Here is a 24244-nt window from a genome sequence, read left to right on the forward strand (position 1 = left end):
GGTAGGTGCCGGAGATCGGGTTCATCACGACCGTGCCGCCGCTCTGGCGGACGTGCACCTCGGGGGAGGCGCCGACCAGGACCCGCTCCCCGGTGCCCTCGACGTGACGCCTCCGTCCAGCGGCCCGCCGACGCCCCGCGCGCGCCCTCCCCCATCCGCCGACCGGACGCCGGCCGGAGGCCGTCCGACGCCCGTGGGGCCCGCCCGCCCCGGGCTCCGCAGCGGCCGCGGAGTCCGCCGGGGAGCGGGCTTGAGATGCCCTTGACACGTTTATAGGTCTATACCATGCTGCGAGCGGCGCCCCGGCGGCGGGGCGAACTCCGCTTCCGCAGCGGGACTTCGGCACAGGTGACAGCTTCATACGGGGGAGATCGTTGTGCTCGTGCATGTCCTGGGACCGCTTCGTGTCGACGTCGACGGAACCGCCGTGGCCCTCGGTGGCAGGCGGTCCCAGATCGTCCTGGCGACCCTCGCCCTGACCCCGAACTGGGTCGTGCCGCTCGACCGGCTGGTGGACACCGTCTGGGGCCCCGCGCCACCCGCCAGCGCCCGGACGCAGATCCGGATCTGCGTCTCCCAGCTGCGCCGGGCCTTCGCCGAGGCGGGTGCGCCGACCGTGATCGAGACCCATCCGAACGGGTACCGACTCCGGGTCGGCCCAGGCGAGTTGGACGCCTCGGCGTTCAACGAGGAGGTCGCCCGGGCCCGGCTGCTGGCCGCCCAGGGCGCGCCGGAGGAGGCCGTCACCGGCCTGCGCCGGGCCCTCGCCCGGTGGACCGGCCCGGCGATGGCCGGGCTCGCCTGCCCGCCCGTGGAGGCCTGGGCCCGCCGACTGGAGGAGAGCCGGCTGCGCGCCGTCGAGGAGCGGATCCGGCTGGAGCTCGGGCTGGGCCGGCACCAGGACCTGGTCGGCGAGCTGGAGCAGCTGGTCTGCGCGCACCCGTTCCGCGAGTACCTGCACGGCCGGCTGATGCTCGCCCTGCACCGGTCGGGCCGCACGGCCGAGGCGCTGGCGGTGTACCGCAGGCTCCGGACCGCCCTGATCGAGGAGCTGGGCATCGAGCCGGGGCCCGAACTGCGTTCGCTGGAACGGGAGATCCTGCTCGGCGTAGCCGCGGCGCCGCCCCCCGGGGAGCCGGCGGTGCGGCGCCGGACCAGGGCGGGCGACGCCGTCCACTCCTCCTGGTGCCCGGTGTAGCCGCACCGCCGCGCGGGCCGGACGGGGGCTCAGCCCCGGTGGCGCCACCAGAACGAGCCCGGCTCGTAGTGGTCCCGGACGCCGAGGGCGCGCCAGAGCGGTTCGGCGATCCTCCGCAGCTCCGGGTCGGCGTGCACGAAGGCGTCGGGCAGCTCCAGGTCGAAGCGGTCCGGGGCGGCCGTCAGCAGGGCGGCGAGCAGGTACTGCTCGGAGTAGTGCCGCCAGCGCCAGGAGTGCGGGTAGTCCGCGGGCAGCATGATGTCGTGGACGTGCACGATCACCCCGGGCTTGAGCCTGGGCAGCACCTCGAAGAAGAACACCGCCACGTCCGACCCCATGTGCAGCCGGTGCGAACCGTCGAAGAAGACGATGTCACCGGGCTCCAGATCGGCGAAGACCCCGAGGTCCGCGTGTTGCAGCGGGGTGCGGATCACCTCGTCGCAGAGCCGGTCCACGGTGGCGCGTGGCGCCGGGTCGATCGAGGTGATCCGGGTCGCCAGCCCGAGGTCCTCGATCGCCCGGCGGGCGAACTTGGTGGAGTTGCCGGAGCCGACCTCCAGGTACCGGGCCGGGCGCTCCTCGGCCAGGAAGCCGTAGAGCGAGAGCGCGTCCAGCGGAGGCAGCCAGCCGTTGTTCCAGTACGGGGTGGAGCCCGCCGCGGTGCCGCTCAGCGGGATCCCCCGGAGCAGCTCGGTCAACTCCAGGAAGCCGGTCAGCCGCTGCGCGTAGCGCTCCCGGTTCTTCTCCAACAGGGCCCGCACCTCGGTGAGTTCGGCGCGCGGCTCGGGGGTGACGACGTGGTCCCAGAAGAGCGGCTTGCGCAGCCCGAACGCCCAGAGCGTCAGGCCGTGCAGGACGGGCCGCTCCGCCAGCCAGTCGACCGGCCGGCGCAGTACGGGAAGCCGCTCCAGCAGTTCGACGCCGGAGGCGGTCCGGACGGCGGTCCGCAGATCCTTGAGCACCATCGTTGTTCCTTTCAGAGGGAGAGCCACAGGTCCTGCAGCCGGTGTTCGGAGATGCCGTCGGTCGGCCGGAAGTCGTAGCGGTGCACCCGGACCGGGCCGGCGGTGAAGCTCCAGTCCAGCCGCCAGAACGGGAAGGAGCGGTTGACCGCGCTGTCCCAGTCGAAGCCGGCCGGCGCGGAGAACTTCCAACTCAGCGGCAGGAAGTCGTTGTTGGCCCGGATCGCGTCGTCCGCCCGGTCGCGCAGGCCGTCCAGGTCGCGCATCGACGCGCCGGCGTTGAAGTCGCCCGAGACGAGCACCTGGTGGGGGTTGCCGGCGAGGTCCCGCTCCAGGCCGCGGATCTCCGCCCGGCGCCAGTCGAACTTGCGCCGGAAGTAGGAGTCGAAGTCGAAGTCCGAGAACGGGTCGAGGTCGGGCGCGAGCGGCACGGTGACGTGCACGTTGTAGACGCTGAACACCTTCGACCCGACCTGGAGGTCGGTGCGCAGCACCTTGTCCCGGGCGAAGACCGTGCCGAACGGGGCGTCCGGCGCCAGCTCGGCGCCGGTCCCGACGGCCGGCTGGGCGACGATCGGGTACCGGGAGACGGTGAGCAGCTCGCCCCGCCGGGCGATGTGGTAGCCGGGGAACTCGGCGGCCAGCCGCGCGTCGTCGTCCAGCCGCAGATAGCCGTCCTCACCGCGGCCGGCCTGCCAGACCACGTGCTCCTGGAACAGGTACACGTCCGCGTTCTGGCGGTGGATCAGGTCGTACAGCCGGTTCACGTCGGTGGCGGCGGCCCAGTACTGGGTGTTGAAGGAGACCACGTGCAGGGCGCCGGGCGGCACCGGGCGACCCCCGTGCCAGAGGGCGGGCCAGTTCAGCCCGGAGCCGGTGAGGAGGGCGAGCAGCAGCGGGGGCAGCGCGAGGGCGGCGGCCCAGCGGCGGCGCGGGCCGCAGGCGGCGGCACTGGCGGCCAGGAGCACCAGCGGGACCGCCACCAGGAACACCGGCGGGGTGGCGTCCAGCAGGATGGCCCAGTGCCAGCGGCCGCTGACCGACCGGCGCAGCACGGCGTAGCAGAGCCAGAGCCCGGTCAGGGCGATCAGGGCCCACCCGTACCAGGTGCGCAGCCGCCGGGCGATCCGGCGGGCCCGGCTCGGCGGGTCCGGGTCCGTCGCCCCCCGGTCTCCGTCGGCGCTCCCGCCGGCTCCGTCGTCGCGGGCCGGCGCGGCGGCCACGGCGTACATCCGGCGGAACCGGCGGCTGACGGCGAACTGGGCCAGCCCGGCGACCAGACCGGCCAGTACGACGGCGTTCACCAGCAGGTGCGCCAGGGTGAAGAAGGCCAGGAAGCCGAGCCCGCGCTCCTGCCGGACGAACCGGTACTGGCCGAGGTCGGTCAGCACGAAGCCGGCCACCGCCAGGGCCGTGACCAGCGCCGTCAGCGGCTGCCAGGCGATCAGCGGCAGGCTCGCCACCGCCAGCCCGGCCAGCGCCGAGGCGACCGCCCGGCCGGGGGTCTCCATCCCCTGCATCGCCCGGCCCCGGCCCAGGTAGAACGGCACCCGCAGCCGGCTGCGGACGAAGGCCTTCCGCAGCAGCGGCCGCATCCGGCTCTCGTCGGAGAGCCGGCCCCGGACCCGGGAGGTGAGCACCATCGGGTGGAGCGCGGCGAGCCGCTCGGCGTGGTCGATCTCCTCGGTCTGGCGGAGCGCGCCGTTGAACCAGCCGGCCTCCAGGAAGGCCGACCGGCGGACCGCCCCGAGCGCGTAGAAGCCGCCGCTGACCAGGCCCTCGGCGCTCTTGCGCCAGTAGTGGTACTGGAGGATCCGGTACTGCCCGACGGCACCCTCGGGGAACAGCGGCTCCTTGTCGGGAACGCCGAACACCGCGCCGTACTCGGGGTGTTCGGTGAAGATCCGCACCGCCTCGGCGACGGCGTCCGGGTGCATGGTCAGATCGGCGTCCAGGAAGAAGAGGATCTCGCCGGCGGCGTGCCGGACCCCGAGGTTGCGCGAGCCGCCCGGGCCGCCGTTGCGCTCGGCCCGCACCAGGGTGACGGGATGGGCGGCGGCCAGGTCGGCGGAGTCGTCGGTGCTGGCGTCGTCCACGACGATCACTTCGACGGCCGGGTAGCTCTGCTCCAGGATCGAGCGCAGACAGAGGTCCACGGTGCGGCGGTCGTTGTACATCGGGACGACCACCGACACGAGCGGTGGGGGTGTGGGCATGGGACCTCGTTCGGAGTTCGGAGTTCGGGGTTCGGGGTTCGCACTTCGGGATTCGGCGGCCGCGGCCTGATGGCGCGTCAGAGCAGCTGGAAGGCCAGCAGCAGGCCGGCCCAGAGCGAGGAGTTGGTGAGCATCACGCCGTCCCGCAGCAGGGTCCGGACGGGGTTGCCGCCCTCGCTCTGCACCACCACGAGCTGCAGGTAGCGGAAGAGCGCGAGCAGGGCGCAGGGCGCGGTGAGCAGCGCCCCGGCCGCGTAGCCGGACTCGGTGCGCAGGAAGAGCAGGTAGCCGACCACGGTCAGCCCGGAGCAGAGCACCAGGACGAGGTCCAGGAAGTGCGCCGAGTAGCCGACCAGGGCGGGCCGGTGGCCGCTGCCGGAGACGCCCAGTTCGTGCCGCCGCTTGCCCACGATCAGGACCAGGCAGAGCGTCAGCACGGTGAACACCAGCCAGGCGGCGACCGGGCGGCCGCCGGCGCCGTAGCCGCCGAACAGCCGCAGGACGAACCCGGTGGCGACGATGAACACGTCCAGCAGCGGCAGGTGCTTGAGCTTCCAGCTGTAGGCGGCGTTCACCACCAGGTAGAGCAGGACCGGCCAGACCGCGGCGGGCCGGGAGAGCAGCAGGACGGGGGCGAGCAGCCCGGCCAGCAGCAGGATCAGCGCCACGGCCGTGCGCCGACCCACCCGGCCGGCGGCCAGGGGGCGGTGGCGCTTGACCGGGTGGCGCCGGTCCCGGTCGATGTCGGCGATGTCGTTGACCACGTACACCAGCGACGAGGCGAGCACGAAGGCGCAGGTGGTGACGGCGACTCGGGCCACCATGCCCCAGTCCAGGTCGGCGCCGAGCAGGGAGAGCGGCACCACCAGGAGGTTCTTCGGCCACTGGCCCGGCCGGAGCAGCTCCAGCGGTGCCGGCAGCCGGGAGGTGGGGCCGCGCCGGAGGGGCTCCGTCTGTTCGCTCAGGAAGGTCATCGCGCACTCCCTCAGAAGAAGATCTTCACGGCGGACAACAGGCCCTGGCTCCACGGGTCCCGGCTGGTCCGGCCGGTCGGGCTGCCCGCCGGACGGTCGTGGCGGGCGGTGCGCCACCAGTCGTAGGTGCGCAGGATCGCGTCCCGGTTGGACAGCCTGGGTGCGAAGCCGAGCCGCTCCCCGGCCTTGTCGATGCTGACGTAGGAGTCCTCCATCAGCTTGTGCAGCAGCCGCCCGTAGACCGGCGAGAGCCTGGCCTTCTGCAGGGTGCTCAGCACGGTCAGCGCGGGCCGGGCGGGCAGTGCGACGACCCGCTTGCCGTGGCCGGCCGCGTCCAGGACGGCCTGGAAGTCCTGGCGCAGGGTGCCGAACTCGGCGGCCGCCAGGTTGTAGGTGTCGTTGGCGACGTCCTCGGGCGCCGTGAGCACGGTGACCACGGCGTCCACCAGGTCGTCGATGCCGAACATCTGGATCCGTACGTCCCCGCGGCCGAGCACGGGGAAGTTCCGGCCCTCCTCCGCCCACTCGAACAGCATCGAGAACAGGCCCATCCGGCCCGGGCCGACGAAGGTCTTGGGCCGCAGGATCGGCACGCACATCCCGGCGGCGCGGTGGCGCTCGGCGATCTCCTCGGCGGCGGCCTTGGCCCGGCTGTAGGTGTCGACCGGCTCGCGCGGATACGTCTCCGGCGTCGGGACGACCTTGGGCAGGCCGTACACGGCCGTCGAGGAGATGTGCACCACCCGGGGGGTGCCGGCGGCGCGCGCGGCGGCGAACACGTTCTCGGTGCCGCCGACGATGATCGAGCGGATCTGCTCGTCCGGGTAGCTGGGCAGCGCGGCCGCCGCGTGGACCAGCACCTCGGCGCCGTCCAGCGCCCGGGCCATCACGGCCGGGTCGCGGATGTCGCCGACCACCGCCACGCCGGGGCCGGGCCGCAGGTCGACCCCGCGGACGTCCTTGCCGTCCGCGAGCAGCCGTTCGGCGAGCCGCGAGCCGAGCATGCCCGCGGCGCCGGTGATCGCGATCACCACTGGGACCCCACCTTCTGCTTGAGGAACCGCGTCACCAGGTGCCCGAGCCCCTTGCCGAGCACCTCGCCGAGCGCCTCGACCGTGCGCTCCACGTCGGCCGGGTCGGTGACCAGCGAGGGGCCGATGACCAGCGGGTTGAGCCCGTTGAGGGTGTAGTAGGCGAAGATGTCGTGGTCCTGGTACAGGGCGTTGATCACCGCGCAGGTGACCAGCTTGGTCTTGAACCTCGGGTCACGGGCCATCCCGCCCGGCGCCAGCCTGGCGACCAGGTCGAGGATCTTCGGCCCGCCCTCGATGAAGACTCCCCAGAGCGCCCCGGCACCCGTCACCCGGCCGACCGCCTCCGGGTGCTCCTTGGCCAGCCGGGCCAGCCCGGGCTCCAGGACGGCGCCGATCGCCCGGGCCCGCGCCGGGTAGTCGTCCTCGATGGCGATGTTGACGGCCTCCAGCGCGGTGGCGCACTCCTCGCCGAAGCCGTAGTACGTCGTCGAGGTGGACTGCAGCAGCGCGTCGCCGAGGTTGTCGTAGGCCTTGCGGAAGACCGGTTCGCGGGCGACGAACGCCGAGATCGAGGACTTGCCGCCGCCGAAGGACTTGGAGGTGGTGAGGACGTCCGGAATCAGGCCCGGGTAGCGCATGAAGTGGAACAGGGTGCCGGTCTTGCCCCAGCCGGTGTAGATCTCGTCGAAGATCAGCACGATCTTCTTCCGGGTGCACAGCTCGCGCAGCCCGCGCAGGAACTCCTCGGAGCAGGCCTGCACGGTGGAGGCGCTGAACGGCTCGATCAGGATCGCGTAGACGTCGTCCGGGTGGGCGTCGACGGCGCGGCGGACCGAGTCGAGGTCGTTGTAGGTGAAGGTGTCGATGCCCGGGATGGTGGGGAAGGCGAACTGGCTCTGGCCGGTCAGGCCGCCGGAGCCGAGCAGCTTGCCGTGGAAGGCGCAGTCGGCGCGCAGCACCGTCCCGCGCCTGCCGCCGTGGTACTTGTACGCCAGCTTGACGGCTCCTTCCACCGCCTCGGCGCCGGAGTTGGGCAGGAAGGACATCGAGAGGTCGCCGGGCAGCACCTCGGCCAGGTTGTGGCCGAGCGCGGCGAGGTAGGGCGAGAAGTACGTCTTGTGGACCTCCATCCGGCCGGCCCGGGCGAACCGCTCGCGGGCGGCCAGGATCCGCGGGTGGTTGTGGCCGTGGTTGAGCACGCCGACCCCGCCGGTGACGTCCAGGATCCGGCGGCCGTCGGTGAGGGTCAGATGGGCGCCCCGGGCCTCGGCGACCAGCTCCCGGCCGAAGCCGAAGGAGGTCATCAGCGAGACCTGGCTCTTGTTCACGTACCGCCGGTACAGGTCGTGCACCTCACGGACCTGGAACCGTTCGGCGTCGTCAAGGGTGTACACGGGCTTCCTCTCGCATCGGGGTGGACCTGAGCCGGGCCCAGGTCAGGACGACGGCCGAGCTACCGAGCTCGGCCAGCACGCAGACGACCCGGCTGGCGATCGCCGCGGTGGCCGCGACGCCCCCGGGCAGCACGGTGGCGAGCGCGGCCGTGATGGTCAGCTCGCGCACCCCCCAGCCGTCCGGCACGATCACGGCCAGGCTGCTGACCACGGTGGCGAGCGCGAAGGCGCCGACCGCCGGGCCGAGGGAGGCCCCGGCCGACCCGCCCAACGCCAGGGCCAGGAACCAGAGATGCAGTCCGGAGACCAGCCAGGAGGCGATCGCCAGCAGGACGGCGCGGCGGACGGCGGCGTCCGGCGGCGCCTCGACCGGCCGCCGCAGCAGCCGGGCCGCGGCCGCGACCGGCCGGGTGGCCAGGGCCGGGCGGACGACGCAGGCCAGGAAGCCCGCGGCCGGCAGGCAGAGCCAGACCCACTGCCCCGGCAGCGCGGCCGGCGCCGCCAGCAGCCCGACGCCCGCGCCGGTGAGCAGGGTAAGCGCCAGGCTGAGCAGGTAGGCGGAGGTCATCTGGGCGGCCGGCACCCCGGCCGCCCGGCCGTGCGTGACATGGGTGAGCACGCCCCAGACCCGGCCCGGCAGGTACTTGCTGAGCTGCCCGAGGAAGTAGATCCGGGCGGCGTGGACCCCCCGGATCGCGTGGTCGCCGGGGATCAGTACCCGCCAGGCGTGCACCGCGAGCACCAGGCCGGCCACGTTGGCGGCGAGCGAGGCGGCGAGCGGCGGCAGGGCGTCCGCCCGGGCGAACGCCCGTACGGCGACCGGGCCTTCGTGGCGGAGCAGCAGGCCGAGGCCGACCAGGGCGGCGAGCACGATCAGCGGGGTGAGCACCTTGCGCAGCCGGTCCAGCATCACCGGGCCGCCCCGGTGCCGGGTGCGGTACCGGGTGCGGTACCGGGCTCGGCCGCCGTCGCCGAGGCCGCCCCGGCGCCGTCGGCACGGTCCGGGAGCAGCATCCGGACCGTGCCGACGGCGGCGCCGCTCACCAGGGCGGTGATGACCAGGAAGTGGACGCCGGTGAAGAACGGCACGAAACCCGGGCCCCGGTGGCCCGCGACGAACCGCAGCAGCCGGCCGTTGGCGGCGCAGAACCCGAGCGCCCCGAGGGCCGGCAGCACCGGGTACCAGGGCGCCAGCGGCAGGGTGGCCAGGGTGAGGGCGGCGGCGGCGACCGATGCCGGACTGTTGGCGGTCAGGTTGCGCCGCCCGCCGCGGCGCGCCGAGGCCAGCGCGGGCACCAGCACCAGCGCCCGCCGGAAGGTCTCGGCCAGCAGCGGCCGGAGCCGGTGCTCCTCGTCGTGCAGGGCGACCACCCGGTCGGTGAGGACGATCCGGTGGTGGGGCGCCAGCCGGTCGCTGAACTCCAGGTCCTCGGAGTCCCGCAGCCGCTCGTCGAAGCCGCCGAGGCGTTCGAAGACCTCGCGGCGCACGGCCGCCTGGGCGAAGAAGGCGGTCTCCACGACGCCCGCGCCGCGCACTCGCCACCAGTGCGCGTGCAGCACCCGGTAGCGCTCCACCGGACCGTCGTCGAACAGCGGATCCGGTGCGATCACTCCGTGTACGCAGCCGCACTCCGGGTCGGCCGCCAGGATTTCCAGCGCGTTGGCCACCGAATCGGGCGTCAGCGCCTCGTCGGAATCGAGGAAGAACAGAATGTCACCGGTCGCCGCGGCGATTCCGGCATTTCGCGCGGCGGACACTCCGCGGTTCGGAGTGCGCCGGATCAGGGTGCACGGATAGCCCTCGGCCACCTCGGCGGTCCGGTCGGTGGAGCCGTCGTCCACCACGATGACCTCGTGGACGGGGGCGGTCTGGGCGTACACCGAGTCGAGACAGGCACCCAGGGTACGAGCGGAGTTGTGGGCCGGTATGACGACCGATACGGAAAACGTCATGCCGCCATTTCAGGCGGGCCGCGTATCGGCCGGGTATCGTCTCGGTATTGGAATGCGGCCGGGTGAAATCCGGGGCGCCGCCGCCCTGCTACTCTCCGCGCCATGGATTCCGCTCGCCCGCGTTCGCTCGGGCCCCGGTCGCTGGTCGCCGTCACGGCCTGCTGGGGTGTTTTCCTCCTCCTCGACCGCCTGCTGAGCGGCCGCTGGTGGTTCTGGCTGATACCGGACCTCGCGCCGCCGCTGCTCTTCCTGGCGGTGCCGGTGCTGCTGCTGGCCCTGGCGGTGGTCACCCGGCCGTCGCGGCGGTGGCTCGTCCCGGTGGTGGTCGCCCTGCTGCTGGCCGGCCTGCCGCGCACCGGGCTCAACCCCGCGGCGCTGCTGCCCGGCCGGGACCGCGCGCCCGGCCCGGCGTTCACGGTGTTCTCCTGGAACACCGAGTACTGGGACACCACCGACGACCCGGACGCCTTCTACCGCTACCTCCGGAGCAGGGACGCGGACGTCTACCTGCTCCAGGAGTACCTGGCCTGGGTCCAGGAGACGCCGACCCGGATCGACCGGCTCGACCGGATCCGGCAGGAGTTCCCCGGCTACCGGGTGGCGGTGCTCGGCGAGTTGGTCACGCTCTCGCGGTTCCCGGTGCTCGCCACCCCGGCGGTCGGCGCGGCGCTGCCGGCCGGTACGCCGTGGGAGGTGACCTTCGCCAGGAAGAAGGTCCTCCGCACCGATGTGGACGTCCACGGCCGGGCGGTGTCCCTCTACAACGTGCACATCCCGGTCCAGGTGGACACCCGGCAGTCGGTGTTCGGCGGCGACTTCTACCGCACCGTCCGCGCGGCGGACGCCGCACGCCGGGAGCAGTACACGGCACTGGAGTCGGACGCCGCCGCCAACCACCACCCGCTGCTGATCGCCGGGGACTTCAACACCACCCCGGCGATGGGCGACCTGAGCGGCCTGCGCGCCCGCTTCCGCGACGCCCGCTCGGCCTCCGGCGACCTCTACCCGGGCAGTTGGGGCGGCCTGCTGGGCAGCGACCTGTGGCGGCTGGACTGGGCGTTCACCGACCGCCGGGTCGCGGTGGAGCGGTACTCCTTCGCGGACCAGCGGGGGATGTCGGACCACCGGGCGCAGCAGCTGCGCGTGGCGCTGCGGCCGTGACACCGGCCGGGCGGGACGGCCGCCCGGCCGTCAGTCCTTCGGCGCCGGGCCGGAACGGCTCAGGGTGAAGGTGAGGTTGGGCCGCTCGGCCTTCGGCGCGGAGATCCGCATCGTCGTGTAGTCGCCGCCGGTCAGACCGCCCAGGGTCACCGTCGCGGGGACGGCGGCCACGCCGCCGGCCGCGTTCTTCTCCCAGAGCCGGCCCGTGGCGGTGGGACTCAGCCCGCCCCACGCCGTCCAGACCAGCCCGTCCAGCATCGACGCGCCCTTGTCGCAGGCCAGGGCCAGGGACTTCGGCGAGATGAGCGGCTGCCCGTCGCACCCGTAGACGGAGCCGGGTGCCTCGGACGGCTCCGGCGGCGCCCCGGGGGCCGAGGCGGACGGCACGGCGGCGGGCGGGGACGGGACCGCGGACGTGGCCGTCGGCGTGGGCGTGGGCGTGGGCGTGGCGGGCTCCGTGGGCCGGACCGGCGGCGCGGAGGCCGACGGCGCGGCGGCCGTCCCGCTGCTCGAACAGCCGGCGACCGCGAGCAGCAGCGCGAGCGCTCCGACGGCGAGGCCCGCCGTACCGCGCCGCCGCCCCGCGGCCGTTCGTCTCGCCTGACCTGCCATGGTCCCCCCATTTGCCCGGTGCCGGTCGATCCGCACGTCCGGAAGTCCGCCCAGGCTACCGGTCCCTGAACCCCTGTCAGTACCCCGGGGGCGGAACGGCCGCCGCGGCCGTCGCGGGGCCCGGGCCGAAATTCGCTTGCCCCGGCCGCGGGTCGGCGTTCCAATGTGGCCGGGCACCACGAGCCGTGGTGCCGGTACGCGAGGAGGCGACGGCGACCATGGAGATCCGTTCCACGACCGACGAGGACCACGACGTCTTCGTCGACACCCTGCTCGCCCCGTTCGGGCTCTTCCGGGAGACCACGGCCGAGGACGGCGGCGGGGCCTGGTGGTCGGCGCTCGAAATGGACCGCGGCCTGCTCGCCGTGTCGGACGACGGGAGGCCCGTCGGCACCGCCGGTGCGTACTCCTTCGAGCTCACCCTGCCCGGCGGGGCCCTCGTCCCGGTCCCCGGGGTGACGGCCGTCGGCGTCCTGCCCTCCCACCGGCGCCGGGGCGTGCTGACCGCGCTGATGCGTCACCAGCTCGCCGGGTTCCGGGCCCGCGGGGAGTTCCTCGCCGTCCTGCTCGCCTCCGAGGCCACGATCTACGGCAGGTTCGGCTACGGACCGGCGACGTACACGGCGCGGCTGACGGTGCCGCACCACCGGGCCGCCCTCGCCGCCCCCCGGGCCCGCCGGGCCGACGCCGCCGCGACCGGCCCGGCCGCCCCGGACAGCGGCACGGTCGAGGTGCTGCGGCACGCCGACTGCGGCGAGCTCCTGGAGCAGGTCTACGACCGGTACCGCCGCACCCAGCCCGGCGCGCTGTCCCGGCCGCACCGCTGGTGGGCCCTGCGCGCCGGACAGCCCCCGATCGCGCCGACACCGCGCTACATCGCCCTGCACCGGGACGCCGACGGCGTCCCGGACGGGTACGCCTGCTACGCCAAGGACAAGCCCGACAGCCTGACGGTCGACGAGGTCATCGCCGCCGACGACGCCGTCTTCACCGCCCTGGCCCGCTTCGTCCTCGAACACGACCTGGTCGACCGGGTCGTCTTCAAGCACGTCCCGCCCGACCACCCGCTGCGCTGGCGGCTCACCGACTTCCGCGCCGGCGAGGTGCACCAGGACACCGACTGGCTCTGGGTGCGGCTGCTGGACGTGCCGCGGGCGCTGACCGCGCGCGGCTGGTGCGCGGACGGCGAGCTCGTCCTCGACGTCGAGGACCCGTTCCTCGGCGAGCACGACCGCTATCTGCTGACCGTGCGGAACGGCAGGGCCGACTGCGTCCCGACGGACCGGGAGCCCGACCTGTCCCTGGACGTCCGCGACCTGGGCTCGCTCTACCTCGGCGGCACCGCCCCGAGCACGCTCGTCCGGGCCGGCCACGTCCTCGCCCACCATCCGGGGGCGGCCGCCCGCGCCGACGCCCTCTTCCGGGGCGAGCGCTCCCCGCACTGCCTGCACTGGTTCTGACCGCGCGCCTGCCGGGGGGCCGTACCGCGAACGGCACGGCCCCCCGGCGGCCCCCGGCGGCCCTACCGGCGCCGCCGGGTCCGGCCAGTGGTCGGCGCACGGCCGTTGGTCAGAGCATCGCCAGTGGTCAGAGCATCGCCAGTGGTCAGAGCGCGGCCTCGTCGAGGCGCCGGCGCTGCTCGGCGGAGAGGGTCACCGCCAGGGCGCCCAGCGCCTCGTCCAGTTGGGCGATCCTGCTGACGCCGACCAGCGGCACGATCCGCGGGTCGTGGTCCAGCAGCCAGCTGAGCGCGACCTGGTTCTTGGTCACCCCCAGCTCCTCGGCCACCGCGCCGAGCGCCGCCAGCCGCCTGGGCGTGCCCGGGTGGTCGTAGGCGGCCGGGATCTCCACGTCCTCGCGGGTGTAGCCGCCGGAGAGGATCGGGCTGTAGACCCAGAGCCGGATGTCCCCCTCGGAGCGTACGTAGTCCAGCAGTTCACCGGTCACGTGGACATGGGCGGAGGAGGGCAGCGGGATGTCGAAGCGGGGCTGGAGGTAGGAGTAGCGGTACTGCATGTGGGTGTACCGGGCCCGGTCCCCCGCGAGCGCCCGGGCCCGCTCGACCCGCCAGACGGCGTGGTTGCTGGCCCCGACCTCGCCGGCCTTCCCGGCGGCCACCAGGTCGGCCAGGGTGTCGACCGTCTCGGCGAGCGGCACCGACCGGTCCTCGATGTGCGTCCAGTAGACCTCGACCCGGTCGGTGCCGAGCCGGCGCAGGCTGCCCTCCAGCGCCGTCCGGACGGCCTTGTCCGAGAGGCCCTCGGCGGTCTCCAGGCCGGTCCCCGGGACGGTCGGCCGGGCCCCGACCTTGGTGCTGATCACCACGCGGTCGCGGGCACCCCGGCTGGCCAGCCAGCGTCCGATCACCTCCTCGCTCTCGTCGCCGGTGGCGCCGTCCAGCCAGAACGCGTAGTTGTTCGCGGTGTCGAGCACGGTGCCGCCCGACTCCACGAAGTGGTCCAGGATCTCGAACGAAGTCCGCTCGTCGACGATCGTGCCGAAGCCCAAGGTGCCGAGGGCGATGGTGCGTTGTGGAATGGCCATAGGTCTTCCCCTCCCATGTGGTCTGGACCATTCAAGTCGCATCCCGCCCCGCACGCAACAGAGCGCCACCCCATCACCACCCGCCGTCGGCGCGGCCGTGGCCCACCCGCGCGGCCGGACCGGCGGACGACCAGCTGCGCGGGCGACCGGCCTCAGGCGGTCAACGGCTTGGCCCAGCGGGTCCACTGCGGCTGCGGCCCGTAACCGGCCGTCCGCCAGGTGCGCTGCCCCTCGGCGTTGGCGTCGAGCACCATCGCGTCGGCCCGGCGGCCGCCGAGGGCGGTGAAGCGGGCCTCCGCCGCCGCCAGCAGGGCCGCGCCGATCCCCCGGCGGCGGTACCGCGGGTCGACGGCGAGGCGGTAGAGGTGACAGCGCCACCCGTCCCAGCCGGCGATCACGGTGCCGACGAGGGTCGCCGGATCACCGGCCGGGGTGGCGACGATCAGGCACTCCGGGTCGCGCGCGAGCAGGGCCGCCACCCCGTCGGCGTCGTCCGTGATGCTCGTCCCCTTGGCGGCGCGCGCCCAGAGCACGAGCAGGGCGGGGACCTCGTCGGGGGTGGCGGTGCGCAGCACGATGTCGGCGGTCATGCCGGTCTGTCTACCAGGACCTCCGGCCGGGCCGCCGGGAATTCCGCACCGCGGGACCGGCCCCGGCCCCGCCTCAGCGGGCCGGTGCGGCGAGCTCCCAGACGGTGGTGGTCTTGAGCGCGGCGTCCTCCAGGTCCGCCACGACCGGCACCCGGTACGCGGCCAGCTCCGTGAAGTGCCCGCGCGGCAGGTACGCCCGCCCCGGGTCGCCGACGATCACCACCGCGCCGCGCGCCCGGGCCCGCTCCAGGAAGGGCAGGAACCGCGCGGCCATCGCCCGCTCGTAGAACACGTCCCCGGCCAGCACCACGTCGGCCGGAGCGCCGTCCCCGTCCAGCAGGTCCTCCACCGCGGCCGCCACCCGGACGCCGTTGGCCTCCGCGTTGAGGCCGATGGCCGCCACCGCGTACGCGTCGATCTCGGCGGCGCGCACCGACTCCGCCCCGCGCATCGCCGCCGCGATCGCCACCAGCCCGGACCCGGCCGCCAGGTCCAGCACCGTCCGCCCGGCCACCACCTCCGGGTGGTCGAGCACATAGCGCGCCACCCCGACCCCGCCCGCCCAGGCGAACGCCCAGAACGGCGGCGCCAGCCCCACCTCGCCGCGCGCCGACTCGGTGGTCTCCCAGAGTTCGATGGCGTCGTCGGCCATCCGCAGGCTGATCTCGGGGACGAAGGGCACGGGCGCCGGGCTGGTCGCGTTCCGCACGAACTCCCGGTCGGACAGCGCCGCCGCAGCCGGGCGAGCGGCGTGCGTCTCGTTCAACATGCCCGCAGCATAGAGGCTCCCCGACCGCCCGGAGCGCCACCGGAGCACGCTCCCCGACCGCCCGGCCGGCCCCCGGGAGCGGGCCCGCGCGAGCACCCCGGGACGCGAGGCAACCCCGGGTCACGCACCGCCACCCGGTGCGTACCATTTCGATACCGAAGCCGGGATGAGCTGCGGAGATGCTCGCCCGCCGGCCCCGGGCCCGGGTAGCATCCGGCACGTGCCCTCCGGGCCCGGCGCAGGCTGCCCAGCGCTGCCGCGCCGCGTTCCGGGTGGCGGACTCTCGCGGGACATTCGGTGGTCTCCGCGCACTCGGCACCGCGCGCCAGAGCTGTCGCGCGAACGGCGAAGGGCAGCATCTTGGCGGATCGGCTCACCGGAGGAGACTCCTCGCTGCTGCGGCGCATCAATGCGGCGGTCACGCTTCGGGCGCTGCGGGCCGGCCACTCGGTGACCCTCACTCAGCTGGTCGGGGACACCGGGCTGTCCCGGCCCACGGTGGAGGGCGTGATCGAGGGCCTGGTCGAGACCGGCCTGGTCGCCGAGGTGGACCAGCCCCAGAACGGCGGCCAGCCGGGCGGCGGGCGGCGCGGGCGACCGGCCCGCTGGTTCCGGTTCCGCGCCGAGGCCGGACACATCCTCGGCGTCGAGATCGGCGTGCACGACCTGCGGGTCGTACTGGCCGACCTCACCGGCCAGGTGGTGGGCAGTCACTTCCGCCCGATCGAGGAGACCCTGGACGCGGAGGAGCGGCTGAGCGCCGTCCGCACCGCGGTCGCGGAGGTGCTGCGCAAGGCCGGCGTCTCCCGCGACAACCTGTGGGCGGTCGGCGTCGGCACCCCCGGCATCGTCGACCGCGACGGCACCATCCAGCTCGGCACCGCCATGCCCGGCTGGACCGGCCTGGACCTGGGCGCCCGGCTGCGCCGGTCCTTCCGCTGCCCGGTCATGATCGAGAACGATGCCAACCTGGCCGCCATCGCCGAGCACTGGCAGGGCGCGGCGGTCGGCGCGGACGACGTCGTCTTCGTGATGGCCGGTCTGAGCCCGGGCGCCGGCTCGCTCATCAACGGCCGGCTGCACCGCGGGTACGGCGGCGCGGCCGGCGAGATCGGCGCGCTGCACCTGCTCGGCCAGGAGGTCACCCCCGAGCGGCTGCTCTCCACCACCGGCAAGCCGCTCAATCCGCTGGACGAGGCGGCCGTCGCCCGGGTGCTGAGGCTCGCCCGCGAGGGCGACGAGGTGGCGAAGGTCGCCATGGACCGCTTCCTGACCCGCCTGGTGCAGAGCGTGGCCGCCCTGGTGCTGGCGATCGACCCCCAGCTGGTGGTCGTCGGCGGCTGGGCCGCCGGCCTCGACGGTGTGCTGGAGCCGCTGCGCGAGCGCCTCGCCCAGTTCACCTTGCGCGCGCCCGAGGTGGCGCTGGCGGCGCTCGGCTCGGAGGTCGTCGCGATGGGCGCCCTGCGGGTGGCGCTGGACCAGGTGGAGGAGCAGCTCTTCGCCGTCGACCCGCCGACCGGCGGCGCCGCCCGGGCCTGACGCCCGGTCCGGGTGCGGAACCGGCGGCCCCGCACCCGGTGCCCGGGTCCGACCGGGGCCGGCGCCGCCGGGAACGACTCAGGCCCGGCTGCCTGCGGGGGCGTCCGGGCCTGGGCCTGAGGGTGTGCGACAGGTGGTTCAGGAGGCGGTGCGCACCTCGGTGCCGGCGCTGACGGGGGTGACCTCCACCAGACCGGTCTCGCCGAAGGTGAGCTTGCAGGTGTCCGCGCGGTAGGTGGAGACGGCCAGCGCGACCAGCCGGCCGGCGGCCGCGTACTGGGTGGTCATCACCAGCACCGGCGAGCCCGGCGGACGCTCCAGCAGGGCGGCCTGCTCGGCCTCGGCGACGCCCAGCTCGACCGAGCGGGACTCGCCGTCGACCTCCAGGCGCTCCAGCTGGCGCAGCACCGAGCGGGCCCGGTCGCTCTCGGCGCGGAAGCCGGGCAGGTGCGGCAGGGCGGAGGCCGGTACGTGCAGCGACTCGGTGGCGACGTTCTTGCCCTGGACCATCCGGACCCGGCGCACGGTGTGCACGGTGGCGCCCTCGGCGATGCCGAGGCCCTGGGCGAGCTGCGCGGTGGCGGGGGCGGTGGTGCAGTCGACGGTGCGCCAGGCCTGGCTGCGGGCGGTGCCCGGCCAGCCCTCCTCGTGGCGGTTGACCGGAACGCCGACCCGGGGGGCGGCGATCAGGGTGCCGATGCCCCGGCGGCGGACCAGCCGGCCCTCCAGCTCCAGCTGGTCGAGCGCCTGGCGCAGGGTGGCCCGGGCCACGCCGAAGCGGGCCGAGAGCTCGCGCTCGTTGGGGAGGACCTGTCCGGTGGAGAACTCCGTGTCGATCGCGCGGAGCAGCACCGTGCGCAGGTGCCAGTACTTCGGTTCCGGTACCGCCGTGAGCTGCCCTGTCGTTCCCACCGTGGCCTCCACCCTGCTCTGTCCGCCCTGCCGAAAGGAGGGCGGACCCGGCCCGCTGTCCGCTGTTGCGGCAGGTGGGAGAGCGGGCTTTATCCGTCCTTCTTTATTAAAGGTCTTTGCAGTAAGTGACCCTAGGGGCTGTGTCGGGAGATGGTCAAGACCAATGACGGCGGTTGGTGCCGATGTCGCGCGGATTCATGCCGCGTTCACGACAGGCCGACAAACGGACGGCGCCCCACCGCGTCGGGCGCCGGGCCGGGTACCGGGCTCGGTAGGCTGCCCGGGTGATCGTGGTGACGAGTGTGAACGTGAACGGAATCCGGGCGGCGGCCAAGAAGGGCTTCATCGAGTGGCTGGCGGCCACCGAGGCGGACGTGATCTGCCTGCAGGAGGTGCGCTCCGAGCCCGGGCAGCTGCCCGTGGAACTGCGCGACCTGGAGGGGTGGCACGCCGTCTGGGCACCGTCCTCCGCCAAGGGCCGCGCGGGAGTGGCCGTGCTGTCGCGGCAGCAGCCGGAGCGCACGGTGGTCGGATTCGAGTCGGCGGAATTCGACAATTCGGGCAGGTATGTAGAAATCGACCTGCCGGGGCTCACCCTGGCCAGTCTCTATCTCCCCTCCGGTGAAGTCGGCACCGAACGCCAGGAGGAGAAGGAACGCTTCATGGCGGAGTTCCTGGTGCACCTCGGCAAACTCCGCACCCGCGCCGCCGCCGAGGGCCGCGAGGTCGTGGTGTGCGGCGACTGGAACATCGCCCACCGCCCCGAGGACCTCAAGAACTGGAAGGCCAACCAGAAGTCGGCCGGATTCCTCCCCGAGGAGCGCGCCTGGCTCACCCGGGTCTACGAGGAGGCCGGCTACGTCGACGTCGTCCGCCGCCTCCACCCCGACCGCACCGGCCCCTACTCCTGGTGGTCCTACCGCGGCCGCGCCTTCGACAACGACTCGGGCTGGCGGATCGACCTCATCGTGACGACCCCGGGCCTGGCGGAGAAGTGCGTCGAGGCCCGCGTCGAACGAGCGGCCACCCACGCCGAGCGGTGGAGCGACCACGCACCCGTCACGGCGGCGTTCGACTTCGGCGACGACTGACCCGCGGAGACGGACGGCCGGCGGGTCCGCGTACCCGCCGGCCCGGCGCCGGCGCCGTGACCGCGCGGCCTCCTCAGCGGCCCGCCTCAGCGGCCGCCGGGCCGACCGGTCCGGCCCCGCTGTCGGCCGTGACGAGACGGGCGAGCTCGTCGCCGACCGGCGTGAGCTCGTAGTACACCGCGCGGCCGCTCCGCCGGGTGGTCACCACCCCGGCCTCGCGCAGCGCCGCCAGGTGGGCGGAGACCGTACCGAGCGAGACACCGAGCACGACCGCCAGTTGGGACGGGGTCGCCGACATCCGCAACTCGGCGACGACACTGGCCCGGCCCCGACCGAGCAGCCGGGCCACCCCGCCGTCTCCCCGCGAGTCGGCGGCCAGGGCGCCCTTGGCCGGGTACACGAACGCGATCCGCGAGGGCGACTCACAGGTCCACTGGCCGGACAGCCCGGTGTGCGGGACGAAGACGAGGCCGTCGCTCCCGATGTGGCGGTCGGCGTAGTTCTGCGTGGAGAACTGGATCGCGTCGTGACCGACCCACTGGACGCCGGGCGCCATGCCCTCCAGCGCGTGCCGCCACCCGCTGACCGCGATCACGCCCGCCCGGTGGCGGATGTCGCGTTCCATGACGGCCCGGCGCCGCTGCCAGTCCGGCTCCACGAACTGCGCCCAGAGGTCGGTGAAGACGTCGGCGGTGCGGCGGGTGATCCCGTCGACCTCGGCCCAGGCGATCCCGTCGCTGGTCCAGGCGAACCGCTGCGCCTCGGCGAGCATGGCGCGTGCCGCCGGGTCGTCGATCGCGCGCATGGCCGCCAGTTCGTCGGCCAGGCTGCCGGTGAGCCCCCCGGGCGGTGGAATGGCCACGAAGTCGGGCAGGTACTTGGTGGCCGTCACCAGTCGCAGCAGACCGCCGACGAACGGGCCCGCGGTCAGCCAGCGGCCGAACGCCTCGACGCGGGGGCCCGTGACCCTGCGGTCCCACGCCTGCCGCAGCAGGGTGATCTCGCTGAGCGTCTCGGCGAGCGGGGACACGGCGAACCGGCTCGCCTGCAACGCGTCCGGTCCGAAGCGCAAGAGGGTCACGGCGTGACAGCCTACGACGACCGCCGCGATCAAGGGAATCACCCGGCCCCGGGCCGCCTACCCGACGCGCCGCCCGCCGTACCGGCCGTCCTTGGCGATCCTGTTGTGGGCGAAGGTGTCCTCGCCGCTCACCAGCACGGCCGCCCACTTCTCCAGGGAGATGGCACCGCCGTACTCCTCGATGTGATCCGTGTCCGGGTAGATCCGCACCTTCGTCGGAACGTACCGACAGGCGAACCCCATCCGGTAGCTGTCCTCGGTGCTGTTCGGCAGCGAGGCGTGCATCAGCGTCGACCAGAAGATGACGCTCTGGCCCTTCTTCATCACCAGGGGGACGGCGTCCTCCTCGCTCGGCCGCCAGTCGGGATCGACCTGGAGCTGGCGGTAGTCGTACCCGAAGAACCCCCGCCTGACGCCGTTCTTGACCTCGGTGTTGATGCGCTGCGCGTCGTACTCCATGCGCCGCGTCTCGTCGTAGTTCCGCTCGTGCTGGGTGCCGGGAATGATCTGCAGGCAGCCGTTCTCACGGGTCGAGTCCGTGAAGGCGGTCCACACCGTGAGCGTGCCCGCCCCGAACTCGGTCTCGGACTCTCCGGGCCACAGCAGTTGGGGCTTGCCGCTGGCGTTCGCGAAGGTGTCCGCCTGGTGCCAGTCGGTGCCCTCGTCGCCGGGGTACTTGGGGAAGAACTCGGTGCGCCAGCAGAGCACGTCCGGGCCGAGGATGGACGCCACCCGGTCCACGATCTTCCGGTTCAGCACGTGCCGGGCCAGCACGTCGATGTCGAGGTGGCGGTCGTAGTTGACGATGTTCCCGGCCCCGCTGCCCGCGGCCTCGGGGTACGCGGCCCGCGACCGGTCCAGCGACTCGCGCTGGACCGTCCTCCAGATCCGGTCCATCTCGTCCTCGCCGTAGACGGTCACCGGTCCGAGGAAGCCGCTCCGGTGGAACGACGCCAACTCGTCGGGTGTGAGCGAGAAATCCGTGCGTTCGGAGCTGCTCATGTCCTTCCCCTCCATCGTCTCTACCGCTTCTCCGCCGGCTGCATCTTCGTCACGGCCACGTCGAGCGGCTCGGTGTAGGTCGTCCGGATGTCGAGGGCCACGCCGTAGGTCGCGCCGAGGAACCTGTTCAGCTTCGAGAACAACAGCGAGTAGCCGCCGACGTCGAGGAAGTTGTCCGAAGCCGAGATGGTCCCGTCGTTGAGTTCGCCGCGCAGCCAGTCGACGAGCGCCTCCGCGACGTCCGCGGGGTCCGCCGGGCCGGCCTTGCCGTTGTCCGCTGGGGTTTGCATGGACGCTCCGTCCTGTCGCTGCACTCCGTCACCTGCCGGGGATCGACGTCACCTGCCGGGAATCGACATCACCTGCTGGAGATCGACTCGGTCCTGACGCGGCTCAGGGTCGGAAGCACCTCTCGGAACCGCAGGACGATGCCCTGGCAGTAGTTCGCGTTGTGCTCCAGACTGCGGCGCGCCATGTAGGGCACCTTCTGCCGGCCCCGGTGGTCGATCCGCACGGTCGTCCCGCCGGTGCCCTCGTCGTTCCCCACCGCCGGTGTCCCGCCGTCCTCGAACACCGCGACCAGCTCGGTCAGGTCCTGCGGCAGGCGCACCTGCACCGCGTAGTCGTCCACGGCCTCCGGCTCGACCTCCCGGAATCCGACGGAAGGCAGCCGGAACGGCTCCCGGTAGACGTAGGGCCGGACCAGCAGATCCATCTCGAATGCCGTGCGTGCCACCGGATCGGCCCACCACTCCTGGCCGCTCACGAAATCGAAGAGCAACCGGTCGAACTCGTCGCGGTGCGAACTCAGGATCATGTGGGCGGTGATACCGGTGTTCATGAGGTCATAGTTCGCGAGGTTCTCGATCGACCGGGAGATGAAGTCGCATATCTCGCCGTCGCCCTTCTTGAGGTATTCGGCGAACGAGGCGAAGAGGTCCCCGAAGGACACCACGCCCTGCCGGTCGAGGTACCTGGCGACCAGCAGCAGGCCCCGCATGTTGTACAGGCAGTGAATCGCGTAGTAGAGCCAGAACCCGTCCTCGCACTCACGACGGGAAACCCATTTGGTGGCGACCACCACGTCCGCCTCGGCGATCTCGCTGGGCGCGGACTCCACCTGGAGCCCGAACTCCTCCTGCCGGCCGAACATGGGGGTGTTGTTGAGGAGCAGCTGCGGATAGATGATGAGGGTGTCCGCATCGGAGCGGCACAGTTTCGTGACGCCCTCCTTGAACGAGGCGTACGATTCCCCCGGGAGCGGCCAGATCAGCTCGACGTACGAGCTGATTCCCTTCTCGCGCAGCGTCCGCTGCAGACTGGTGTACGTCTCCTGCCGGATGTTCTGGCGCTCGACCATCTTGAGGGCTTCGGGGCTCAGGCTCTGCAGGGAGATCGGCTGGGCGGCCATCAGCCCGCCGCGCACGAAGATCTCCGTGATCTCGGCCATGCGGTCCGGCTTGTTCTTGGCCGCCGCCATGTTCACCATCAACGGGAATCCGGTCAGGTTCTTGCGTTCCACCAGGTACTCGCTCAGTTCGACGTCCCGCGGGGCGAGGCCCCAGTTGGCGTCGGCGATGAAGAGCCCGGCGAACCCGTGATCGGTGATCCAGTCGAGCTCGGCCTTGATGCGGTCCACCTCGAACTTGTGCACCTTGTCGTTGGTGGCGGCCCCCCAGTAGCAGAAGCTGCAACGGAACGGGCACCCCCGGTTCGTCTCCATGATCGCGAAGCTGAATTCGTGCCCGTCGAAGACGCCGGTGAGGAACGGTGACGGGATCTCGGTCAGGCTCTTGACGCGCGGAGCCGCCTCCGTCGTCACCAGCTCGCCCGCCTCCCAGTACGACAGGCCCGGGACGAGGCTCAGGTCGGCCCGGTCGGCCGCCAGTTGGGTGAGCAGCCCGTGGACCGTCAGCTCTCCCTCGCCGTTGCAGACGTAGACCCGGTCGACGGGTTCGGGCAGGTAACGCAGGGCGTTCTTCATCACCTGGGGACCGCCGAGCAGGAAGTGCGCGTCGGGGCGCTTCGAGACCAGTTCACGCAGCAGCCACTGCACCAGCTTCGAGTTCCAGATGTAGCACCCGATGGCGTAGACGTCCGCTTCCCGGGAGAGGAGTTCGCCCAGGATGCGCCCACGGTCCATGGCGGCCGGGAACGAGGCGATCTCGAAGCGGTAGGAAGCCCTGAGCTTCGGGTCGTTCTGCGCGTACGCCTGCATGTATCCGGCGGCAAGCGGAAGCATGTTCTCGTAGGTCGGCAGGTCGACAAACACGACCGACTTCATCGTAGGACCTTTCGCTCGGCGTGCCTCGGGGTCGTTCCCTGTCTCCTCGCGGGCGCCCAGGCCGTGGGGCCGAAGGCCCGCCTGCCGCCTGGTTCGGGTCAGTCGCGCTCGGCGTGCGACGCCGCGGGGACGTCCGCCGCCCGCTGGTCGACCCAGTGGGCGAGTTCGGAGAGCACCGGGCGCTCGATGAGGTCCCGAAGATTGATCTCGATGAGCCAGGTCCGCCGAATGTGGCCGACGGCCTTGGCCATCAGCAGGGAGTCACCGCCGATGGCGAAGAAGTCGTCCTCGCGACCCACTTCGGATATTCCCAGTACGGTACGCCAGATCTCTGCCAGCCTGGCTTCGGTCGGATTCAAGGTGTCCCTTTTCGCCGGAAGTCTCGCTGTCCACCGGCGGCCCGAGGGAACGCCTTGCCATGACCCTGTGTGGCACCAGGGGAAACCGCCCTGAGCGGTGCGACCTGCCGGAGTGCGGCGGATATGTCCATACCGGACATGAGCCGTGAACCCCCGCAACGCGCGCGTTCTCCTGAGCGGCAGTCGGCCGTGCGACAGCTGGAAACGCACCAATATGTTGCTCCGGTGATCAGAGTCCCCGGTCTTCACTTCGGTGTCAAGAGACGCCCACGGAGCAGAAATTGCCAGTTCTGTACTGGCGTACAAGTCCGGCAGCCGCCGAGATCGGTCCGGATTCGCCGCAATTCGGTGGTCCGCCGGGATCCGGGGCGGCGGCGGCAGTTCCGCTCACGATTCGTCGCGGACGTGGTTTCGTGGCTGGTGACGGGCCTTTCCGGTGGAGCGCCGGCGCCGCCGCCGACCGGTCCGGAGCAGAACGCGTCCGCGCTCGCGGACGGGCGCCGGCCGAACGACGGCGCATCGGGGGTCATGAGTTCCGGACAGGTCGGCGCCATGGGCCGGGCCGGTCC

The 24244-nt window shown here is 72.9% G+C and carries 23 protein-coding genes and 1 pseudogene; 5 read left to right on the top strand and 19 right to left on the bottom strand.

The features are described 5' to 3' along the window. Nucleotides 1–190, bottom strand: a pseudogene (locus ABZ495_RS00005) (hypothetical protein); the annotation flags it as partial. A 186-nt stretch (nt 191–376) separates the two neighbouring features. Here ABZ495_RS00005 and ABZ495_RS00010 point away from each other — a divergent pair. Continuing rightward, entirely contained in the window at nt 377–1198 is an 822-nt protein-coding gene (locus tag ABZ495_RS00010; protein WP_359833621.1) for an AfsR/SARP family transcriptional regulator, read from the top strand. Between the two features lie 29 nt (nt 1199–1227). On the opposite strand, the gene ABZ495_RS00015 is transcribed toward ABZ495_RS00010, so the two are convergent. From ABZ495_RS00015 to ABZ495_RS00050, 8 genes are all read right to left on the bottom strand, one after another. Next, nucleotides 1228–2163: a class I SAM-dependent methyltransferase gene (locus ABZ495_RS00015; protein WP_359833623.1), complete on the bottom strand. Its 936-nt coding sequence runs from the start codon at nt 2161–2163 to the stop codon at nt 1228–1230. A gap of 11 nt (nt 2164–2174) precedes the next feature. Continuing rightward, on the bottom strand, nt 2175–4376 hold the full coding sequence (locus ABZ495_RS00020; RefSeq protein ID WP_359833625.1) for a glycosyltransferase: 2202 nt from the start codon (nt 4374–4376) through the stop codon (nt 2175–2177). 77 nt (nt 4377–4453) lie between these two features. Continuing rightward, nucleotides 4454–5350, bottom strand: coding sequence for a UbiA prenyltransferase family protein (locus ABZ495_RS00025; protein ID WP_359833628.1), 897 nt, complete (start codon nt 5348–5350; stop codon nt 4454–4456). Between the two features lie 11 nt (nt 5351–5361). Continuing rightward, a complete protein-coding gene (locus ABZ495_RS00030; RefSeq protein WP_329486236.1) occupies nt 5362–6384 on the bottom strand; it encodes an NAD-dependent epimerase/dehydratase family protein in 1023 nt (340 codons plus the stop codon). Next, a complete protein-coding gene (locus ABZ495_RS00035) occupies nt 6378–7727 on the bottom strand; it encodes an aminotransferase class III-fold pyridoxal phosphate-dependent enzyme (protein ID WP_359833885.1) in 1350 nt (449 codons plus the stop codon). Before ABZ495_RS00035 ends, ABZ495_RS00030 begins: the two co-directional genes overlap by 7 nt. Continuing rightward, nucleotides 7709–7768: a hypothetical protein gene (locus ABZ495_RS00040; RefSeq protein WP_352294817.1), complete on the bottom strand. Its 60-nt coding sequence runs from the start codon at nt 7766–7768 to the stop codon at nt 7709–7711. The genes ABZ495_RS00035 and ABZ495_RS00040 overlap by 19 nt, the downstream gene beginning before the upstream one ends. Further along, nucleotides 7765–8688 carry a lysylphosphatidylglycerol synthase domain-containing protein gene (locus ABZ495_RS00045; protein WP_359833630.1) on the bottom strand — a complete coding sequence of 308 codons (924 nt, stop codon included), beginning with the start codon at nt 8686–8688 and terminating at the stop codon, nt 7765–7767. Before ABZ495_RS00045 ends, ABZ495_RS00040 begins: the two co-directional genes overlap by 4 nt. Continuing rightward, nucleotides 8688–9731: a glycosyltransferase gene (locus tag ABZ495_RS00050; protein ID WP_359833632.1), complete on the bottom strand. Its 1044-nt coding sequence runs from the start codon at nt 9729–9731 to the stop codon at nt 8688–8690. Before ABZ495_RS00050 ends, ABZ495_RS00045 begins: the two co-directional genes overlap by 1 nt. Before the next feature lie 102 nt (nt 9732–9833). On the opposite strand from ABZ495_RS00050, the gene ABZ495_RS00055 reads away from it, so the two are divergent. Continuing rightward, a complete protein-coding gene (locus ABZ495_RS00055; RefSeq protein WP_359804019.1) occupies nt 9834–10892 on the top strand; it encodes an endonuclease/exonuclease/phosphatase family protein in 1059 nt (352 codons plus the stop codon). Between the two features lie 30 nt (nt 10893–10922). On the opposite strand, the gene ABZ495_RS00060 is transcribed toward ABZ495_RS00055, so the two are convergent. Next, nucleotides 10923–11504: a hypothetical protein gene (locus ABZ495_RS00060; RefSeq protein ID WP_359833634.1), complete on the bottom strand. Its 582-nt coding sequence runs from the start codon at nt 11502–11504 to the stop codon at nt 10923–10925. 218 nt (nt 11505–11722) lie between these two features. Here ABZ495_RS00060 and ABZ495_RS00065 point away from each other — a divergent pair, with 218 nt between their 5' ends. Continuing rightward, nucleotides 11723–12964: a GNAT family N-acetyltransferase gene (locus ABZ495_RS00065; protein ID WP_359833636.1), complete on the top strand. Its 1242-nt coding sequence runs from the start codon at nt 11723–11725 to the stop codon at nt 12962–12964. Nucleotides 12965–13109: 145 nt separating this feature from the next. On the opposite strand, the gene ABZ495_RS00070 is transcribed toward ABZ495_RS00065, so the two are convergent. The 3 genes from ABZ495_RS00070 to ABZ495_RS00080 all read right to left on the bottom strand — a co-directional run bounded on the left by ABZ495_RS00070 (nt 13110) and on the right by ABZ495_RS00080 (nt 15407). Then, complete coding sequence (locus tag ABZ495_RS00070; RefSeq protein ID WP_329486244.1) at nt 13110–14048, bottom strand: aldo/keto reductase; 939 nt, start codon at nt 14046–14048, stop codon at nt 13110–13112. Between the two features lie 152 nt (nt 14049–14200). Next, nucleotides 14201–14638, bottom strand: coding sequence for a GNAT family N-acetyltransferase (locus ABZ495_RS00075; protein WP_359833638.1), 438 nt, complete (start codon nt 14636–14638; stop codon nt 14201–14203). Nucleotides 14639–14711: 73 nt separating this feature from the next. Next, nucleotides 14712–15407, bottom strand: coding sequence for a 50S ribosomal protein L11 methyltransferase (locus tag ABZ495_RS00080; protein ID WP_359833640.1), 696 nt, complete (start codon nt 15405–15407; stop codon nt 14712–14714). 360 nt (nt 15408–15767) lie between these two features. Between ABZ495_RS00080 and ABZ495_RS00085 the strand changes: the two genes are divergently transcribed. Beyond that, the gene (locus ABZ495_RS00085) at nt 15768–16946 is read left to right on the top strand and encodes an ROK family protein (RefSeq protein ID WP_329486247.1); all 1179 of its coding nucleotides are present in this window, start codon (nt 15768–15770) and stop codon (nt 16944–16946) included. Nucleotides 16947–17084: 138 nt separating this feature from the next. Here the strand turns inward: ABZ495_RS00085 and ABZ495_RS00090 are convergent, their stop codons facing one another. Beyond that, entirely contained in the window at nt 17085–17858 is a 774-nt protein-coding gene (locus ABZ495_RS00090) for a GntR family transcriptional regulator (RefSeq protein WP_329486249.1), read from the bottom strand. A gap of 284 nt (nt 17859–18142) precedes the next feature. On the opposite strand from ABZ495_RS00090, the gene ABZ495_RS00095 reads away from it, so the two are divergent. Further along, a complete protein-coding gene (locus ABZ495_RS00095; RefSeq protein WP_359804014.1) occupies nt 18143–18949 on the top strand; it encodes an exodeoxyribonuclease III in 807 nt (268 codons plus the stop codon). Between the two features lie 73 nt (nt 18950–19022). Here ABZ495_RS00095 and ABZ495_RS00100 read toward each other — a convergent pair whose 3' ends face one another. From ABZ495_RS00100 to ABZ495_RS00120, 5 genes are all read right to left on the bottom strand, one after another. Beyond that, a complete protein-coding gene (locus ABZ495_RS00100; protein WP_359804013.1) occupies nt 19023–20030 on the bottom strand; it encodes a helix-turn-helix domain-containing protein in 1008 nt (335 codons plus the stop codon). Nucleotides 20031–20087: 57 nt separating this feature from the next. Continuing rightward, nucleotides 20088–21032 carry a chlorinating enzyme gene (locus ABZ495_RS00105; protein WP_329486254.1) on the bottom strand — a complete coding sequence of 315 codons (945 nt, stop codon included), beginning with the start codon at nt 21030–21032 and terminating at the stop codon, nt 20088–20090. 20 nt (nt 21033–21052) lie between these two features. Then, on the bottom strand, nt 21053–21322 hold the full coding sequence (locus ABZ495_RS00110; RefSeq protein WP_359833642.1) for a hypothetical protein: 270 nt from the start codon (nt 21320–21322) through the stop codon (nt 21053–21055). Nucleotides 21323–21390: 68 nt separating this feature from the next. Further along, nucleotides 21391–23316 (bottom strand): radical SAM protein, encoded by a 1926-nt coding sequence (locus ABZ495_RS00115; protein ID WP_359804011.1) that lies wholly within the window; start codon nt 23314–23316, stop codon nt 21391–21393. A gap of 98 nt (nt 23317–23414) precedes the next feature. Next, nucleotides 23415–23924: a phosphopantetheine-binding protein gene (locus ABZ495_RS00120; protein ID WP_359833886.1), complete on the bottom strand. Its 510-nt coding sequence runs from the start codon at nt 23922–23924 to the stop codon at nt 23415–23417. Nucleotides 23925–24244 lie beyond the last annotated feature (320 nt).

It is taken from the genome of Kitasatospora sp. NPDC005748 (genome assembly GCF_040630735.1).
GTDB lineage: Bacteria > Actinomycetota > Actinomycetes > Streptomycetales > Streptomycetaceae > Kitasatospora.

What these genes read in the sequence shown, in the direction of transcription:
- ABZ495_RS00050 (WP_359833632.1), bottom strand. Translation starts at nt 9,731, where the DNA reads ATGACGTTTTCCGTATCGGTCGTCATACCGGCCCACAACTCCGCTCGT.
- ABZ495_RS00025 (WP_359833628.1), bottom strand. Translation starts at nt 5,350, where the DNA reads ATGACCTTCCTGAGCGAACAGACGGAGCCCCTCCGGCGCGGCCCCACC.
- ABZ495_RS00060 (WP_359833634.1), bottom strand. Translation starts at nt 11,504, where the DNA reads ATGGCAGGTCAGGCGAGACGAACGGCCGCGGGGCGGCGGCGCGGTACG.
- ABZ495_RS00070 (WP_329486244.1), bottom strand. Translation starts at nt 14,048, where the DNA reads ATGGCCATTCCACAACGCACCATCGCCCTCGGCACCTTGGGCTTCGGC.
- ABZ495_RS00080 (WP_359833640.1), bottom strand. Translation starts at nt 15,407, where the DNA reads ATGTTGAACGAGACGCACGCCGCTCGCCCGGCTGCGGCGGCGCTGTCC.
- ABZ495_RS00110 (WP_359833642.1), bottom strand. Translation starts at nt 21,322, where the DNA reads ATGCAAACCCCAGCGGACAACGGCAAGGCCGGCCCGGCGGACCCCGCG.
- ABZ495_RS00045 (WP_359833630.1), bottom strand. Translation starts at nt 8,688, where the DNA reads ATGCTGGACCGGCTGCGCAAGGTGCTCACCCCGCTGATCGTGCTCGCC.
- ABZ495_RS00015 (WP_359833623.1), bottom strand. Translation starts at nt 2,163, where the DNA reads ATGGTGCTCAAGGATCTGCGGACCGCCGTCCGGACCGCCTCCGGCGTC.
- ABZ495_RS00075 (WP_359833638.1), bottom strand. Translation starts at nt 14,638, where the DNA reads ATGACCGCCGACATCGTGCTGCGCACCGCCACCCCCGACGAGGTCCCC.
- ABZ495_RS00105 (WP_329486254.1), bottom strand. Translation starts at nt 21,032, where the DNA reads ATGAGCAGCTCCGAACGCACGGATTTCTCGCTCACACCCGACGAGTTG.
- ABZ495_RS00055 (WP_359804019.1), top strand. Translation starts at nt 9,834, where the DNA reads ATGGATTCCGCTCGCCCGCGTTCGCTCGGGCCCCGGTCGCTGGTCGCC.
- ABZ495_RS00115 (WP_359804011.1), bottom strand. Translation starts at nt 23,316, where the DNA reads ATGAAGTCGGTCGTGTTTGTCGACCTGCCGACCTACGAGAACATGCTT.
- ABZ495_RS00065 (WP_359833636.1), top strand. Translation starts at nt 11,723, where the DNA reads ATGGAGATCCGTTCCACGACCGACGAGGACCACGACGTCTTCGTCGAC.
- ABZ495_RS00020 (WP_359833625.1), bottom strand. Translation starts at nt 4,376, where the DNA reads ATGCCCACACCCCCACCGCTCGTGTCGGTGGTCGTCCCGATGTACAAC.